Source organism: Mucilaginibacter sp. OK268 (assembly GCF_900103125.1).
In the GTDB taxonomy this organism is placed as follows: Bacteria; Bacteroidota; Bacteroidia; order Sphingobacteriales; family Sphingobacteriaceae; genus Mucilaginibacter.
In genome coordinates this window covers 121,315-136,796 of sequence record NZ_FNJV01000006.1, presented here as the reverse complement: position 1 = coordinate 136,796, position 15,482 = coordinate 121,315, and the positions used below count along the sequence as shown (strand labels likewise).

The window sequence follows — 15,482 nt, the reverse complement described above, 5'->3', positions numbered from 1 at the left end:
AACATTTAGGTTTCCCGGGATAACCTTATATTTATGTAAACCTTTTTATCGCATGAAAACCATTTGGCTATTTATATTGATGATAGGTGGTGTTACCCAGTTAAAAGCACAGCAACTAACCACACCACTGCCCGGTAAAAAACCCGACAATTCTATCTATCAGTATTTTAAGGTAAAACCTGATGATGGCATATTAAAATCAACACCGGTTATACCCAACGTACTTCAACCGTTACAGAATGTTCAACCCCTAAATAATGTAATCGTGGCTGAAATAACCGACCGCATGCCGGTTGTAAAACTACAGTCGACCGATAAAATGCCGGTCGTAAAAACTGATGAACCTAATATGCACTATACCATGTTAGTCAAACGGCTTGGCGAGGCGAAACCTGATTCGGTTATAAAAACCATTCATCCTTAATTATCAGATAGTTAAAAATCCTTATTCAGCACTTTTTCCAGTTCGGCAAAGCTGATATTCATTTTAACACGGCCTTGTTTGGCATAGGATAATTCGCCGGTTTCTTCGGATATGATAATGGCAGTAGCCTCGTTAGCCTCAGTTACACCAATACCAGCACGGTGACGCAAGCCAAATTGAGCGGGGAGGTCTGTTTTTTCGGTAAGGGGTAAAATACAGCTGGCCGATTTGATTTTATTTTCAGATATCACCACCGCTCCATCATGCAGCGGACTGGTTTTCTGAAAGATACTCTCGAGCAGGCGCTTTGATATCTTGGCATCCATTACCTCGCAGCTGTTTTGATAAAACTGCTCATCATAATATTTAGCAAATACAATCAGGGCCCCGGTACGGGTTTGTTTCATGCTTTTGCAGGCATCTATAATAGGTTTTATACGGGCGTAATTATTTTTCTCGGCCTCGGCTTTACCAAAAAAGTATTGCCACCAGGCTTTGTTCCGTTGCAACGAAGCATTTTTGCCCACCAGCAATAAAAAGCGCCTTACTTCCTGCTGAAAAACTACGATAACCGCAATGATGCCCACATCAACAAACTTGCCCAAAATGGCAGTAAGCAGTTTCATGTGCAGTGCGTTCACCACAAAGTTGAGTGCAAATATCACCGCGAAACCGATAAAGATATTGGCCGCGATAGTACCCCGGATAAGGTTATAGAGCTGGTATATAATAAAAGCCACCAGAACCACATCAAGGATATCAAAAAATGTGATCTTGGGGAAGCTGAGGAATATGGATTGCATTTACGAAGTTAATAAGTTTAAGGAGAAGTTAAAGCCGGGCTATCCCTGCACAACAAGCAACGTTCTTTTTTTAAATAGCCATGACTATCCTTCTGAAAATTCAGGGGATGTAAGGACCGCCAACTACTCCCCAGCCCCATTCGGGCATCGGAACATCAGTAGGTTCTGTTACCTCATCTGTTTTGGAGTTAATCACCGCGATACGGGTTCCCCATTCCAGGTAAGCCATAAATGCCGAACGAAACTCCGGATCATCCGGTAACGCATATTCATCGGCAGTTTGCAGCAGTAGTTCTATCCAGCGTTTGCGGTGTGCCTCTGTCAGATATTTTTGGAGATGCTTGCTGATCATGATAAAATGGCTACCCTCCTGCTCACTATAGGTTTTGGGACCTCCTAATACCTCGGCTACAAAATGGGCCACGTGCAGGCGGTGCTGCGGGCTCATATGCTTAAATACAGGCTCAAGCAAGTCGTCGGCCAGCACTTTATCATAAAACTTGTCAAAAAGGTTTTCAAAGGCTTTTGTACCACCAGCCCACTCAAAAAGTGTAGGCACACCGGGTTTACTTGTTGCATCCATAATAAAACGTGTTTTAATTGATGAATAAAGATAGTGCAGCCAAACCAAAGTTGAAAGTATAACCCGGTAATGATGAATATGATAATACGCCTATTTGTTACGTTCGGTAGTAAACCTTACCAATTGTTCCAATCCGCGGTGCGAATCGCTTTCGGGGAAAGTATTGAGGATTTCAAAAGCTTCGTCCTGGTATTTTTTCATTTGCGTTTCTGCATATTGCAGGCCGCCGGTATCGTTTACAAACTTAACTATCTGAGCAATTTTCGCCGGATCGTCATTATGATTTTTAACCAGGTTGATGATCCTTTTCTTTTCAGAGTCGGTAGCGTTGGCCAGCGAATAGATCAATGGCAACGTAACCTTTTTTTCCTTGATATCGATACCCAAAGGCTTGCCTACATCATCGGTACCAAAATCAAACATATCATCTTTGATCTGGAAAGCGATACCGATCTTTTCGCCAAACAAGCGCATTTTTTCTACCACCTCATCAGAGGCCCCGGCTGATGCCGCCCCACAAGCACAGCATGAAGCGATAAGCGAAGCCGTTTTTTGCCTGATCACCTCGTAATAAACTGGTTCGCCGATATCCATGCGGCGTACTTTTTCGATCTGCATCAGTTCACCTTCGCTCATTTGCTTTACCGCGTCTGATACGATTCGGAGTAACTGAAAATCACCATTATCAATAGATAACAATAAGCCCTTTGAAAGGAGATAATCGCCTACTAAAACGGCAATTTTATTTTTCCATAAAGCGTTGATGGAGAAAAAGCCACGGCGCTGATAGGAGTTATCAACCACATCGTCATGTACCAGGGAAGCCGTATGCAACAATTCAACCAAAGCGGCCCCACGATGGGTCGATTCGTTAATGCCACCACAAATGCTGGCGGCAAAAAACACAAACATGGGTCTGATCTGCTTTCCTTTGCGCTTAACAATATAATGGGTTATCCGGTCAAGCAAAGGTACGGAGCTTTGCATAGAAGCTTTAAACTTCTCCTCAAATACATCAATATCGGCAGCGATAGGTTTTTTAATGTTGTTGATGCTCAGCATTGAAACTAAACAAGCTTTTTATGTGTAAAATTACCATACGGCAATATGGAGCAAACATAAGCTAAAATTATTTATCTGCATTACGGGTAAATATTTTTTACCCAAATTAAACCAAACACATTATTTACCCTCTATACTACTAAATGCCATATTTTATAAGTTGAGTTAAAGTTTTCGTGAAGGCGGGGCCCTCTGTAAAGAGGACTTCGCTTTTTTATTGCCTTTGAACGCAATATTATTTTACCTTTGCAATCCCATTTAATCCGGAGAGGTGTCTGAGTGGTCGAAAGAGCACGCCTGGAAAGTGTGTATACGCCAAAAGTGTATCGAGGGTTCGAATCCCTCCCTCTCCGCTTATTAGTTACTTAATACGATTAAAACGCCTAGAATCAATGATTTTAGGCGTTTTTGGTTTATATCAAAAGTCAAACAGAATATCTCATTTTGCGATACCATCCGGAAAGCATATCGTCGCTCCTCTCTCATCATAATATTTACTATTGACCAATGTCTTGAGAAGTAGTCAAGTTATCATAGATTACAAATATGCTCTTAAAATCTCCTGCCAACGATAATTTTAATTATAGCCTTATCTGCGTTTTGTGTAAAACCATAACCTATGCCGCCATTAAATTCCCATTTAGGATCAAAATCAAGATCCGTTGCCACGAATAACTGGTGATCCTGTTGTTTGAAGGCATCGTAGTGAAAAAAGGGGCCAGTACTCCCATAATATTCTAATCCAAGTGCAACAGCTTTGGTTACATCATAACTTCCTTTAACATTGGGCGAAAAGGTAAATCCCCGATTTTCATCCGGACCTTTAAAGCTTTTTTCCAGCGTTGGATTAACTGAAATATATAATCTATTCCATTTTTTATCTACTATCGGTCTTATTTCCAGCGTGCTTGTATTGGCCGAAAATGCACTTTTCTGAAATCCGAATTCAGTTGAAATACTCACCCCTACTGGCCAGTTCCAGCTCCGCGGTGCCGCAACTCTTGGTCTGATATGGGAACCTACATAAGCCGTGCGGCCGGCATCGCCTATGGAATTAAAAAAATAAAAACCGGTCTCAAACCAGGGAGTCCAACCATGTGTTATCTCAATAGTTTCGTGTTCTACATGATTTGTCGGAAGCTCGCCGTTAGTTATAGTTTTACTTCCATTAAGTGTAAAATTGCTATGTAGTTCAACCATGGTTTTACCTTTTTCAACTGTTTCAGATCCATAAACTTGAATCTCATAATTGTCTTGTGCTTTAAGATTAAGAAAAGAAAAAACAAGGATCAGCAAGCATATATATTTCATTAGCATTCGGCTTTAAAACGTGTGTAAACCACATTCGCCTTAAAACTAAAGCCGTAATCTGAAGCAAAATTGAAGTTGGCAGCTGAATTTTAATTGTACGATAAAAGTGACAAAACAAGAACATTGCCAAAGCTAATTGACTACAATTTGTTAAAATATGAGCATAAAAGTGTGCCATCCGGATTCATAATTGTAATGAATCGTATATCCATAATGCTGGCAGATATTTTTAACCAACGTTAATCCCAAGCCGGTACCCTGTGATTCCTTGCCTTTTTGAAAACGCTCGAAGATCAATTGCTCATTTAATGAATGATTAGCCCCGGTATTCTTAATGGATAATTGCTCTCTGTTCAACTCGATAATGATAATGCCGCCGGTGTTATTGTGCCTGATCGCATTACTAAAGAGGTTATTTAATAAGATATCGATCAGATATTTGCTTGCCAGCACCTGCTTTGGTTGCAGGTTGTGCTTAAACAAAAGGTCTTTAGTTTGCATCAACTCTTGAAACTGCAGCATTTTTTCAGACAGCACAGTCTCCAAATTAATTGACTCTTCGTCAGTTATCAGTTTATTTTCCAGTTTGGCCAACAATAACAATGATTGGTTAAGCCGGCTGGATTTATTGATCGAACTGTAAATGTCAGTGATCTGTGCTAATTGTTCGGCATTTAATGTTTCATCCTGGATCAGGGTATCCAGCTTTGTGGTCACTACAGCCAATGGGGTCATCATTTCATGTGAGGCATTCTCCGTAAATTGCTTCAGGTTCAGGTAATCATCAGTTACCCTTAAAGACATTTCCTGAATAGCTTCATTTAGTTCAGCAAATTCATCTACCTTACTCGGTTTTCCTTTAAACTGGTCAACATCCGCAATGTTAAATTGCTTTATCTCTTTTAATGTCAGTTGAAATGGCTTCCAAAGGCCGTTGAGAAAATACTTATTGGTGATAAAAAGCACCGAAAGCAAGCCTGCCAGCAGGGCTAAGGTAATGATAGTGATAATCTCTATAAGATATTTTTGCCCCGCCCTAGAAATGGTAATAACAACCCTGTAATTTGTCTCTTTCAATTTAACCAGATCTTCAACAGCACGTCCTGCCTCCTTCCGTTGCTCCTTGGGGTTGAAATAGGTGGTATCAAAAAAGCGTTTCTGTAATTCCTGCTCATTGGTTCTGATAAACACTGCATGATCTTTATCGAGGTCATACTGTTGCGGGTCCTGATTGCTGCTCCTTACGTACTCTTCTGCCTCTGTCAATTGTTGCTGAAGCCCACGATCCAATTGTTGCTGAGCAATGTATTTGATAGCAAAATAATAGATAATAGCTCCCGCCAATAAGACAGTTAAAGTGCTGTAGATACTAGTTCTGGTATAATGTTCAGATAATTTCATTAACCTGTAAATTTATAACCAAGGCCATAAATGGAAGTTAAATAGTCCTTGCCTCCCGCGTCCAGTAGTTTTCTGCGGAGATTTTTGATGTGTGTATAAATAAAATCAAAATTATCATGCATATCCATCTCATCACCCCACAAATGTTCGGCTATGGCATTTTTGGAGATAACCTTACCCTTGTTGGCAATAAAATACAGTAACATGTCATATTCCTTTCTGGTCAGGATAATAGCAATTTCATTAACTTCAACCGTCCGACCAAGTACATCTACGGATATTTCATTAAATACCAGCTTATTGTTAGTATTTAAAGCCTTTCTGCGAAAAACCGCCATCAGACGGGCCTTGAGTTCTGCTAAATGAAAAGGCTTGGTCAAATAGTCATCAGCACCCACATTCAGCCCTTTTAATTTATCATCCAGGGAATTCCGGGCAGAAATAATTAGGACTGCTTCGTTCTTCTGATTGGTTCGCAGGTATTCCAGAACACCAAAACCTTCTCCGTCAGGTAGTCCGATATCCAGCAAAACACAATCATAGTCATAGTCTGATAGTTTCTGTAGTGCAGGATTCAGTGCGTTACAACTCTCACAGATATTACCATCCACGTTTAAATAGTTTGTGATGTTCTCGCGTAACCCTTGCTCGTCTTCTATTACCAGGATTTTCAAAGCTGCTTTTTACTCAAATGTAATCATCAAAATTGAAGATAACCTGAAGCTTATAAGGTTTGTTGATATATAAACAGGAAAGCAACTCAACAAGTACAGATTTACTTCATTTTCTTGTTGTAATTTACAAACAATTAAAAAGGCATGCCCAGTCGCACTATTTAAAACCAATATGGCAATAATCGAACCCGTTCGTCAGGATACACAACATCCGAGACATATTAAAAAATATTCGATCTCACTACGCCTATGGCACTGGGTCAACACCATCGTTATCAGCGGTTCACTGCTTACCGTACTGATCAATTCAACTATCACGGATGAAAGGTCTGTATCGGCCCTGATCAAAAATGAATTAAAGAACGCTGGTGCTACGGTAAGCGACGAGCAGGCCGGTTCAGTTGCACATGCGCTTGGCGATAGCGTCTGGAACATACATATCTATTTTGGGTATGTATTAGTTGGTTTACTTTTATTCCGCTTAGTTCTTGAGTTTTTTCAACTGGCCGATCAAAAATTCATTCGTAAGATGAAAAGCGCGTACCGGCAATTCCAATCCTCAAAAAAGGAAAGAGAACTTGCCAAACATGAGCTTACTGTAAAAGTAATTTATGCCGCGTTTTATATTTTGCTTATAACCATGGCTGTAACCGGTTTATTTTTGGCGTTTGAAGATCTGTTAGCACCTTTCAAGTCTATCAGGCATACCGTTAAAGAAGTTCATGGCTTTTGTATGTATCTGATCCTTGCTTTTATTTTTGTTCACCTTGCCGGTGTTTTTATAGCAGAACGCAAGGATAATAAGGGTATTGTTTCTGATATGATCAACGGCGGAGGTAACTATCAATAATTATTCTCCGGTGATCAACTTAGTCAGCAAGAAAGTGATGATCAGGACAGCGGCCCCGATCATCACCCGATTATCTATTTGAACTTCATGGCCAGGGTCACAATATTTGAATTCAATCCTGTAGAACGCATGTAGTGGCCAGCCCTTATCTCCAGCGAATTGAAATGCTGCCAGCCAAACACCCCCGTTGGTGGAGACAATCTGATATTAGCACCAACAAAATTGCTATGTAATGTAGACAGATCATAATCACTGGTGTAATAGGTATCCGAAGGGTTATGTTGGCCATACGGGGCAAAATAGCGTGTACCCTGTTGGTTATTATACCGGTAATAAGGGCTCACCGATACAAATGAAGTCAGCTTAACAGGTATTTCAACTTCTGCTGTATGCGCCCTTATACCCCAGTTATCCATATAATACCTGTAAAATGTCCTAATCACAAAATGATCATCCAAGAAGTAATTAAACCGCACCGCTATCGGGAGTTTATACCTGCTGCCTGGCAGGTTTTCTACCCGTTCAGATCCATCGGTAAAATAATCGCGTTGATATTTGGTGGCCAGCAAGCCATGCTGATAGGAAGGCTCGATGATCAGTAAGGCCTGTAGCCGTGAGGTCAGCACCTGTGACAGGGAGAACGAAGTACTGAATGAATTACGCGGACTGTGATCAACCGGTCCTCTACCTTCACGATCTGATCCTGAACCGTAGCCCGGCGGTCGCAGTTCAACCGGCAATATCACTTTCCAGGTGTCCAGGAAAACCATGCCCTTAAAATCAAACTGGGTATTTTTATCTTTAGACACCCGTGTAAGATTTATTCCACCGCCGAAAGACTGATAATCGAACTCATGCGAATAAGATCCTGTTAGTCCGAAAGCATTGCCTGTTTTATCGTTTGAAACCGTCCAGTTCAGGGATGGATATACACGGGTATCCTGCCTGGAGGCCGAGGAGATACTGTTCGGATCAATTTTATCCGAAGAAGCTGAAGTATAATGATCTACCCCCAGTTCAAATGTAAAAGTGTGCTTTTTTCCGCTGGCGCCATATTTTGATAACTGCAGATCAAAGGTATTGGCAAAGTCGGTCAGCTTTTCGGTACCAATACCACCGGTAACCGCCGAATTATTGCCATCCTGGTGATAGTAAGCCGAGATGATGTTGATCTCTTCAATTTTAAGTTTGCGGGCTTCATAGTTACTGCTGTCCTTAACCGGTAATGTTTTGGTTTGCGCATGTGAAATGACTATCCCTAAATATAGGGCAGCAACACATAGGTATATTTTTCTCATATAAGTAACCCGGTTTTAGTTACATCCACAGCCGCCGCCGCTTTTTCCACCATTAGCCCCAGAACCACCTTCGCGATATAATTGAAAACTTTGTTCAAACTTTTGCGACTTACGGGCAGAAAGTTCCATCTCCGCGTCGTTTAACCTGTTCTTTTGATATGCTTTTACTGATGAACATGAGCTTAATCCAAGAGCCGGTATACTGCCAACCAGCAATAATTTAATCAGGGGTAACTTTTTCATGTGCTAATTTTTAACGTTTATGTTTCTGGAAGTGTAAAGACGGTTATCGTCATCAATAATGACGCAAGCGAGTTGTTGTAGTTGGTTTACCAGATCAAGACCTACATGAACCCCCATAACGGTTACGGGTGTGGCCATGGCGTCGGCAAATTCAGCACTGGGGCAAATAATGCTTACACTCTTAATCCCGCTTACCGGAAAACCAGTTTTGGGATCGATGGTGTGGGAATATTTTTTGCCGTTGATAATGGCATACTTCTCATAATTACCAGATGTTGCAATGGCCATATTACTGATATTGAGTGTAGAAAACGGTGTCATCTGCTTATCCGGGTCAGCAATAGCAATCGTCCAGGGATTACCATTAGGCTGTGTTCCCCAGGTGATCAAATCGCCAGCCGCGTTCACTATCCCGCTACTTACCCCGTTTAGCTGCAGTACAGCTTTAGCGCGATCAGCCGCATAGCCCTTCCCTATTCCTCCAAAACCAATCCGCATACCTTCTTCCTTGAGCATAACGGTGGTATTCCCGGCATCCATAATTACATTTTTGTAATTGATCAGGCGTACTGCTTCACGAGCTGTTTCTGTATCTGGTAAGTTTTTCATGTTAACATCAAAATTCCAGAGGCCTTTATCGATAGATCCATAAGTAATATCAAATGCTCCTTGAGTAAGCTCAGATATTTTCAGCGAACGCTCTATCAACTGGTAAACTTCCTGATCAACCTTTACCGGGCGAATACCTGCGGCCGCATTGATCTGGTTGGTTTGGCTATCATCTCTGAAAGTAGTTAGCAATTTTTCGATCCGGCTTATCTCGGCAACAGCCATATCAATACGGCTATTTGCCCAATCAATATCATCACTCACGACGCTGATCTCGAAGCGATTGCCCATCAGCTTCAGTATCCGCTTGTGAACGGTTGTTATTTTTTCTGTAGTTTCAATGACTGGCATTTGCAAAAGGTTTGATTTGATTTATGAACTGATCGGCAGTTTCATCGGGATATCCATCCCATTCTTTTAATACTTTACCACGCTCATCAACCAGCAGGGTAAAAGGGAACTTACCATCGGGGTTATATTTATCTGCCAGGGTTTCGTTCAGTTTTACCTGTTCTTTGCTCAATTGATTTTTCTTTTGCCTGGGAAAATCGGCACGAACCAACACCAGGTGATCTATGGCAAAATCATTGAATTTTTCCGATTCCAGGATTTCCTTCCTCAATCTTATGCATGGGCCACACCAATCGGATCCGGAGAAATTAATCAGGATTAGTTTATGTGCTGCTGCCGCTTCAGTTTGAGCCTTGTTAAAATCGCCAAGCCATGTAGGGAGATTGCTTGTAAGTAGGAAAAGAAAGACAGTTAATAGTTTCATTTTTATCTGTTTTTAAGAGGGGCTTCTCAGCGATGTTCCTGTTAAAGTAGTTTGATACGCCGGAAGCCTGTATATCACCATCAGGAACAATAATATCAGGAGATTCTGTAGTTGGCATGAAATTGCCTTCGTTTAACAGATTTTAACAAGATTCATCCGTCATTTAGATTATAAAATATAACTAACCGGCCAAAACCAGGTAAGGAATTATCTTTAGTTGATTTGAAACTGCTATATGAAACATATCGGCGAGACACAACTTCAGATTTACTTCAAATTTGTACTCTAAATTGCCAGAGTATGCGATTTTTGATCAATTAATCGTGGGACAAACAATTTAAAATGATGATGGTCACCCCCCAATACAGGTCTTCTAAATCTCGAATTACCAACCAGCAGGAAAACTGGGATCGTATAAATACCCAAATACTCGAATATATAAAGAGTGTTAACGAGGCAAAAGATGCGGAAACACTTTGGTTTGGGATGAAGGATCAAGGGAGTAACATGAGCATCAGTTCATTCAATACCAGATTGAAAAAATTAGTGGAAGCTGGTCTTATTGAAAAAATATCTCAGCGTTATAATAAGCATTTTTACCGGATCACTCTTGAAGCATAGTCTTATCTTATCATCCCCATAATCAATTTCACTATCGCATACCCAAGGGCTGATCTACACCATACAAAGCCATCTCCAGACTCTTATCGAGGTTATAAATATCATTATAAGTGCTGTACTTACCTTCTTTTACCTCGCAGGTCAGATAAGTAATCTTGATGGCAATATGTTTTTTCAAATAAATATCTGGTTTGATGTATTTGACTATTCTATGCAATGCCGTGATCTTCATAGCTGAGCCATCATTTTTCAATAAAAGAGTAGCCAATTTCTCTGACCAATATGGCGATAATTCAATCAGGTGCTCTTCAGATCAATAAAAAAGGCACCGTGATACGGTGCCTTTTTAGAATAACCACATAATCTTTGTCCATCTGTCTGATCCATTAACGGATCAAAAGAAAAAACATAAGGTGATTTACATCAAACTAATTTAAAAACGGTCCAGGTTCATCACCTTAGTCCAGGCTTGTATAAAATCCTTCACAAATTTGTCCTGGGCATCGGAGCCTGCGTATAGTTCGGCAACAGCCCTCAATTCGGAGTTGGATCCTAATACAAGATCAGCGCGGGTACCTGTCCATTTTACTTCACCGGTGGAGCGATTGCTGCCTTCATAGAGTTCCTTATCGGCTGATACTGCTTTCCATGCAGTGTTCATATCGAGCAGGTTTACAAAGAAATCGTTAGTAAGCACACCCGGGCGTGATGTGAAAACACCATGTTTAGAACCATCAAAATTGATATTCAACACGCGCAAGCCACCTAACAATACGGTTAACTCAGGTGCAGTAAGTGTAAGCAAATGTGCTTTATCTATCAGTAATTCTTCGGTAGATACGGGAGCTTTTGTTTTGCGATAGTTGCGGAAACCGTCAGCAGCGGGCTCCAGGTAACCGAACGATTCTACATCGGTTTGTTCCTGCGAGGCATCTGCACGGCCAGGTGTAAAAGGAACCGTAATGTTGTGACCCGCATCTTTAGCTGCTTTTTCAACCGCTGCACTACCAGCCAAAACGATCAGATCAGCCAGCGAAACTTTTTTCCCATCAGCTTGCGCTGCATTAAACTCTTTTTGAATACCCTCGAGTACGCTCAATACGTTTTGCAATTGCGACGGATTATTTACCTGCCAGTATTTTTGCGGAGCCAGGCGAATGCGGGCGCCATTGGCACCACCGCGCTTATCAGAACCACGGAAGGTAGAAGCTGAGCCCCATGCTGTGGAAACCAGCTCAGATACGCTTAAACCCGATGCTAATACTTTTGCTTTTAAAGCTGTAACATCGCTTTCAGCTATCAATGCATGGTTAACGGCGGGGATAGGATCCTGCCAAAGTAGTTCTTCCTGTGGTACATCAGGACCCAGATAACGTTCGCGTGGCCCCATATCGCGGTGTGTTAATTTAAACCATGCACGCGCAAAAGCATCGGCAAATTCATCCGGATTTTCCAGAAAGCGTCTTGATACTTTTTCGTAAGCCGGATCAAACCTTAAAGCAAGATCGGTAGTCAACATGGCCGGGCGATGCTTTTTTGAGCTATCGTACGCGTCAGGAATAGTAGCTTCTGCATCTTTAGCTACCCATTGGTGCGCACCAGCAGGGCTTTTTGTCAGTTGCCATTCAAAGCCAAACAGGTTTTCAAAAAAATTATTGCTCCATTGGGTCGGTGTTTTTGTCCATATTACTTCCAGCCCACTGGTAATCGCGTCGGCACCTTTGCCAGAACCATAGCTGTTGTTCCAGCCGAAGCCTTGCGATTCAATGCCGGCAGCTTCAGGCTCTTTGCCTACATTGTCGGCAGATGCAGCACCGTGAGTTTTGCCAAAGCTGTGGCCGCCGGCTATTAATGCAACTGTTTCCTCATCGTTCATGGCCATGCGGCCAAAAGTATCGCGGATGTCTTTAGCGGCGGCAACGGGATCAGGATTACCATCAGGACCTTCCGGGTTTACGTAGATCAAACCCATTTGCACAGCTGCAAGCGGTTTTTCGAGGTTGCGGGAGTGGATATCGCCATTAGCATCATCGTCAGATACCAATACACCATGGCCCTCTTGCACACCATGTGAACCATGTGCATAGCGCAGATCGCCACCTAACCAGGTAGTTTCAGAGCCCCAATATACAGACTCATCCGCTTCCCATACATCTTCACGTCCGCCAGCAAAACCAAAGGTTTTAAAGCCCATCGATTCCAGGGCTATATTACCGGTAAGGATCATCAGATCGGCCCATGAAATTTTGCGGCCATATTTTTGTTTGATCGGCCAAAGCAACCTGCGGGCTTTATCCAGACTCACGTTATCGGGCCAACTGTTAAGCGGTGCAAAACGCTGCAAGCCTGCACCAGCACCGCCACGTCCGTCGCCTACACGATAGGTTCCGGCACTGTGCCAGGCCATACGTATGAACAAACCGCCATAGTGACCAAAATCTGCCGGCCACCAGTCCTGCGAGTCGGTCATCAATGCATGAAGGTCTTTTTTCACTGCTGCCAGGTCGAGGCTTTTAAAAGCTTCGGCATAATTAAATTCTTCACCATTGGGGTTTGATAAAGAGGAATTTTGACGCAGGATATTCAACTTTAGCTGGTTGGGCCACCAATTGTGATTCCGGGTGCCACCGCCACCTGCATTATTTTTCATACTGCCGTTGTGAAACGGACATTTACTGATGTCATTTGATTCGCTTTCCATATTTATAAGTTTATGTATTGAACTCTTACTGATTGTACAGTGGTATAAAATTAGGACATTAAAGAACACAATCACAATCGATTAATTCTATATCCAATAGTTAAAATTTATTAAGTGTTTAAGCATAATCCCTAAACAAGCGGGCCATTTTGCTATAAAAGATGGTTTACATGGTTTACACAACCCATGATTAACATTGAGATATTTTATTGATAATAAACAAGTTAAATTAATTTATCATCATATAACGTGTTTACATGGAAACCCACTCAGAGCTAAGTATTTAATGTAATATGTTGAATAATGATTTCGATATTGGAAATTCATTAGTCGATATTATTTGGAATCAGGATGTACTAATGGAACGTAGTAAAGCCAAATTTTCAATCTAACATTATATTTAGTTATTTTTATTTATACTGATTCTAAATAGTTGCCTATATTTGTCCCAAATTAGCTTCCAGTGTCAGGCAATAACAAATACCCCCAAGTAGTTTTTCACTTAACTGAGCAATCCTTTCAGCAATTATATCGCATGTATTGGAAAAAAGTTTTTGCTATCTGTTATAATATTTTGAGAGATGAAGATATCGCGGCAGAACTTTCACAGGATATATTTGAATCATTATGGAAACGAAGAAACACACTCCAGATAAATGCATCAATTGAACAATACATTTTCAGATCGGCAAAGCTCGAAGTATTTGAATATTGCCGTACCACATCCAACCGGCAAAAACACCTGCAAAATGTTATTCAAAATCAGTCAACCGAAGGAACCTGCACGGAAGATACACTAAACTATAATGAACTATACAAAACTATCAACAACCTGATCAACAGGCTTCCCTATAAGTCGCAGGAGATTTACCGTTTAAGTCAACAGCAAGGATTGGATAAAAAGTCAATAGCTTCGGCTTTGCTTATATCAGAAAAAACCGTTGAATATCATCTCTATAAAGCACTGAGCTTTCTCAGGGACAATTTAGCTATTGACTAAATAAACCCAAACCCTCATATTATCTTCTTATCTCAGCCAACTAAATTTTTCTACCTGAATATCTGCCACTTAGTTATTATTTAGAATTAGTCTTAGGAAAAATAAAGAATTAATCAGCTATGTTAATGAATGCAACACGTAGCTTGCATTTAATTAAATGAAAATAGAAATAACACAGGAATTACTGGAACGGTATCACCAGGGCAAATGCAGCACTGAGGAGCAGTTTGCAATTAAACAATGGCTGCAAAAGATAGCAGAAAGTGATTTTACCATCTCTCCTCCTGTTGACATACAAGGCATAGAGGATAAAACATGGGCAGAGCTCTCAGATCGGGTATTCATTGAGGATAAACCTCCCAAAACAAACTGGGCTTGGCTGGTCAAGGTAGCTGCAAGCATTGTTTTGATCACGGGTTTGGCCTTCTATATTTATCATGTATCCGGAAACTATCAGGAGAAAGGCAGTGCCACTATTAGTTACCACGAAGTAAAAGTCCCTAAAGGAAGAAAGGCCACCTGCACCCTGCCCGATGGAACAATTATCCAGCTAAACTCGGATAGCAAACTACGGTATCCCGAAAAATTTACAGATACATCAAGAGTTGTGGAATTTGAAGGCGAAGCTTTTTTTACTGTGGCTAAAGACAAAAAACGCCCGTTTTCAATCAATAGCAAACAAGTGGTTGTACGGGTTTTAGGAACTCATTTTAATCTTAGGGCCTATCCCGAGGAAAACAAAACCGATGTGGTGGTTGAAGAAGGGCGCGTCATGTTTTCACCAAAAATCAAAAAGGCTTCTTTAATTCTTACGGCTAACCAGCAAGGTGTATATGGTGCCGATCAGTCATTAAAGCAGCAAACCGTATATGCAGCTGCTTATTACAGCTGGCGTAATAATCAGCTGCAATTTAAAGATCAGAAATTGAGTGACATAGCATCAACGCTGGAACGCTGGTATGACGTAGAGGTGCTTATTGATAATCGCTTACTAAGAAACGAACGTTATACCGGACGGTTTAACAATCCTGATATAAAAACCGTACTCAACAGCCTCGAATTTGCCATAGGCCTTCATTATAAAATAGCCGGAAACATCGTAACCATTTATTAATCAGAAGCAAATA

The 15,482-nt window shown here is 41.2% G+C and carries 17 protein-coding genes and 1 tRNA gene; 6 read left to right on the top strand and 12 right to left on the bottom strand.

What is annotated here, in order from left to right; translation table 11 throughout:
• Nucleotides 1–52 precede the first annotated feature (52 nt).
• On the top strand, nt 53–424 hold the full coding sequence (locus BLR84_RS19030) for a hypothetical protein (RefSeq protein WP_090471291.1): 372 nt from the start codon (nt 53–55) through the stop codon (nt 422–424).
• Between the two features lie 11 nt (nt 425–435).
• On the opposite strand, the gene cdaA is transcribed toward BLR84_RS19030, so the two are convergent.
• From cdaA to BLR84_RS19015, 3 genes are all read right to left on the bottom strand, one after another.
• A complete protein-coding gene (cdaA, locus tag BLR84_RS19025; RefSeq protein WP_076375400.1) occupies nt 436–1,227 on the bottom strand; it encodes a diadenylate cyclase CdaA in 792 nt (263 codons plus the stop codon).
• Between the two features lie 100 nt (nt 1,228–1,327).
• On the bottom strand, nt 1,328–1,810 hold the full coding sequence (locus BLR84_RS19020; RefSeq protein WP_090471289.1) for a group II truncated hemoglobin: 483 nt from the start codon (nt 1,808–1,810) through the stop codon (nt 1,328–1,330).
• 90 nt (nt 1,811–1,900) lie between these two features.
• Nucleotides 1,901–2,872 (bottom strand): polyprenyl synthetase family protein, encoded by a 972-nt coding sequence (locus BLR84_RS19015; protein WP_090471287.1) that lies wholly within the window; start codon nt 2,870–2,872, stop codon nt 1,901–1,903.
• A 265-nt stretch (nt 2,873–3,137) separates the two neighbouring features.
• Here BLR84_RS19015 and BLR84_RS19010 point away from each other — a divergent pair.
• Nucleotides 3,138–3,225, top strand: a tRNA-Ser gene (locus BLR84_RS19010).
• Between the two features lie 199 nt (nt 3,226–3,424).
• Here BLR84_RS19010 and BLR84_RS19005 read toward each other — a convergent pair.
• The 3 genes from BLR84_RS19005 to BLR84_RS18995 all read right to left on the bottom strand — a co-directional run bounded on the left by BLR84_RS19005 (nt 3,425) and on the right by BLR84_RS18995 (nt 6,258).
• Complete coding sequence (locus BLR84_RS19005; RefSeq protein ID WP_090471286.1) at nt 3,425–4,183, bottom strand: hypothetical protein; 759 nt, start codon at nt 4,181–4,183, stop codon at nt 3,425–3,427.
• A 150-nt stretch (nt 4,184–4,333) separates the two neighbouring features.
• A complete protein-coding gene (locus tag BLR84_RS19000; protein WP_090471284.1) occupies nt 4,334–5,584 on the bottom strand; it encodes a sensor histidine kinase in 1,251 nt (416 codons plus the stop codon).
• On the bottom strand, nt 5,584–6,258 hold the full coding sequence (locus BLR84_RS18995; RefSeq protein WP_090471282.1) for a response regulator transcription factor: 675 nt from the start codon (nt 6,256–6,258) through the stop codon (nt 5,584–5,586). The genes BLR84_RS19000 and BLR84_RS18995 overlap by 1 nt, the downstream gene beginning before the upstream one ends.
• Nucleotides 6,259–6,430: 172 nt before the next feature.
• Here BLR84_RS18995 and BLR84_RS18990 point away from each other — a divergent pair, with 172 nt between their 5' ends.
• Nucleotides 6,431–7,108, top strand: coding sequence for a cytochrome b/b6 domain-containing protein (locus BLR84_RS18990; protein ID WP_090471280.1), 678 nt, complete (start codon nt 6,431–6,433; stop codon nt 7,106–7,108).
• Between the two features lie 74 nt (nt 7,109–7,182).
• On the opposite strand, the gene BLR84_RS18985 is transcribed toward BLR84_RS18990, so the two are convergent.
• From BLR84_RS18985 to BLR84_RS18970, 4 genes are read right to left on the bottom strand one after another with little or no spacing between them, the layout of a single operon-like run.
• Nucleotides 7,183–8,406 carry a DUF3570 domain-containing protein gene (locus BLR84_RS18985; protein ID WP_090471278.1) on the bottom strand — a complete coding sequence of 408 codons (1,224 nt, stop codon included), beginning with the start codon at nt 8,404–8,406 and terminating at the stop codon, nt 7,183–7,185.
• A gap of 15 nt (nt 8,407–8,421) precedes the next feature.
• Nucleotides 8,422–8,649 carry a DUF4266 domain-containing protein gene (locus tag BLR84_RS18980; RefSeq protein ID WP_090471276.1) on the bottom strand — a complete coding sequence of 76 codons (228 nt, stop codon included), beginning with the start codon at nt 8,647–8,649 and terminating at the stop codon, nt 8,422–8,424.
• Between the two features lie 3 nt (nt 8,650–8,652).
• Entirely contained in the window at nt 8,653–9,609 is a 957-nt protein-coding gene (locus tag BLR84_RS18975) for an FAD:protein FMN transferase (protein ID WP_090471274.1), read from the bottom strand.
• Nucleotides 9,596–10,033 carry a thioredoxin family protein gene (locus BLR84_RS18970; protein WP_090471272.1) on the bottom strand — a complete coding sequence of 146 codons (438 nt, stop codon included), beginning with the start codon at nt 10,031–10,033 and terminating at the stop codon, nt 9,596–9,598. Before BLR84_RS18970 ends, BLR84_RS18975 begins: the two co-directional genes overlap by 14 nt.
• A gap of 345 nt (nt 10,034–10,378) precedes the next feature.
• Here BLR84_RS18970 and BLR84_RS18965 point away from each other — a divergent pair, with 345 nt between their 5' ends.
• The gene (locus tag BLR84_RS18965) at nt 10,379–10,654 is read left to right on the top strand and encodes a helix-turn-helix domain-containing protein (RefSeq protein WP_143013948.1); all 276 of its coding nucleotides are present in this window, start codon (nt 10,379–10,381) and stop codon (nt 10,652–10,654) included.
• Nucleotides 10,655–10,685: 31 nt separating this feature from the next.
• On the opposite strand, the gene BLR84_RS30100 is transcribed toward BLR84_RS18965, so the two are convergent.
• A complete protein-coding gene (locus BLR84_RS30100) occupies nt 10,686–10,832 on the bottom strand; it encodes a hypothetical protein (protein ID WP_176852106.1) in 147 nt (48 codons plus the stop codon).
• 255 nt (nt 10,833–11,087) lie between these two features.
• Nucleotides 11,088–13,355 (bottom strand): catalase/peroxidase HPI, encoded by a 2,268-nt coding sequence (katG, locus tag BLR84_RS18955; protein WP_090471266.1) that lies wholly within the window; start codon nt 13,353–13,355, stop codon nt 11,088–11,090.
• Nucleotides 13,356–13,818: 463 nt separating this feature from the next.
• Between katG and BLR84_RS18950 the strand changes: the two genes are divergently transcribed.
• Both BLR84_RS18950 and BLR84_RS18945 read left to right on the top strand, forming a co-directional pair.
• A complete protein-coding gene (locus tag BLR84_RS18950; protein WP_255366987.1) occupies nt 13,819–14,355 on the top strand; it encodes an RNA polymerase sigma-70 factor in 537 nt (178 codons plus the stop codon).
• A 157-nt stretch (nt 14,356–14,512) separates the two neighbouring features.
• The gene (locus BLR84_RS18945) at nt 14,513–15,469 is read left to right on the top strand and encodes a FecR family protein (protein WP_090471262.1); all 957 of its coding nucleotides are present in this window, start codon (nt 14,513–14,515) and stop codon (nt 15,467–15,469) included.
• Nucleotides 15,470–15,482: the final 13 nt, after the last annotated feature.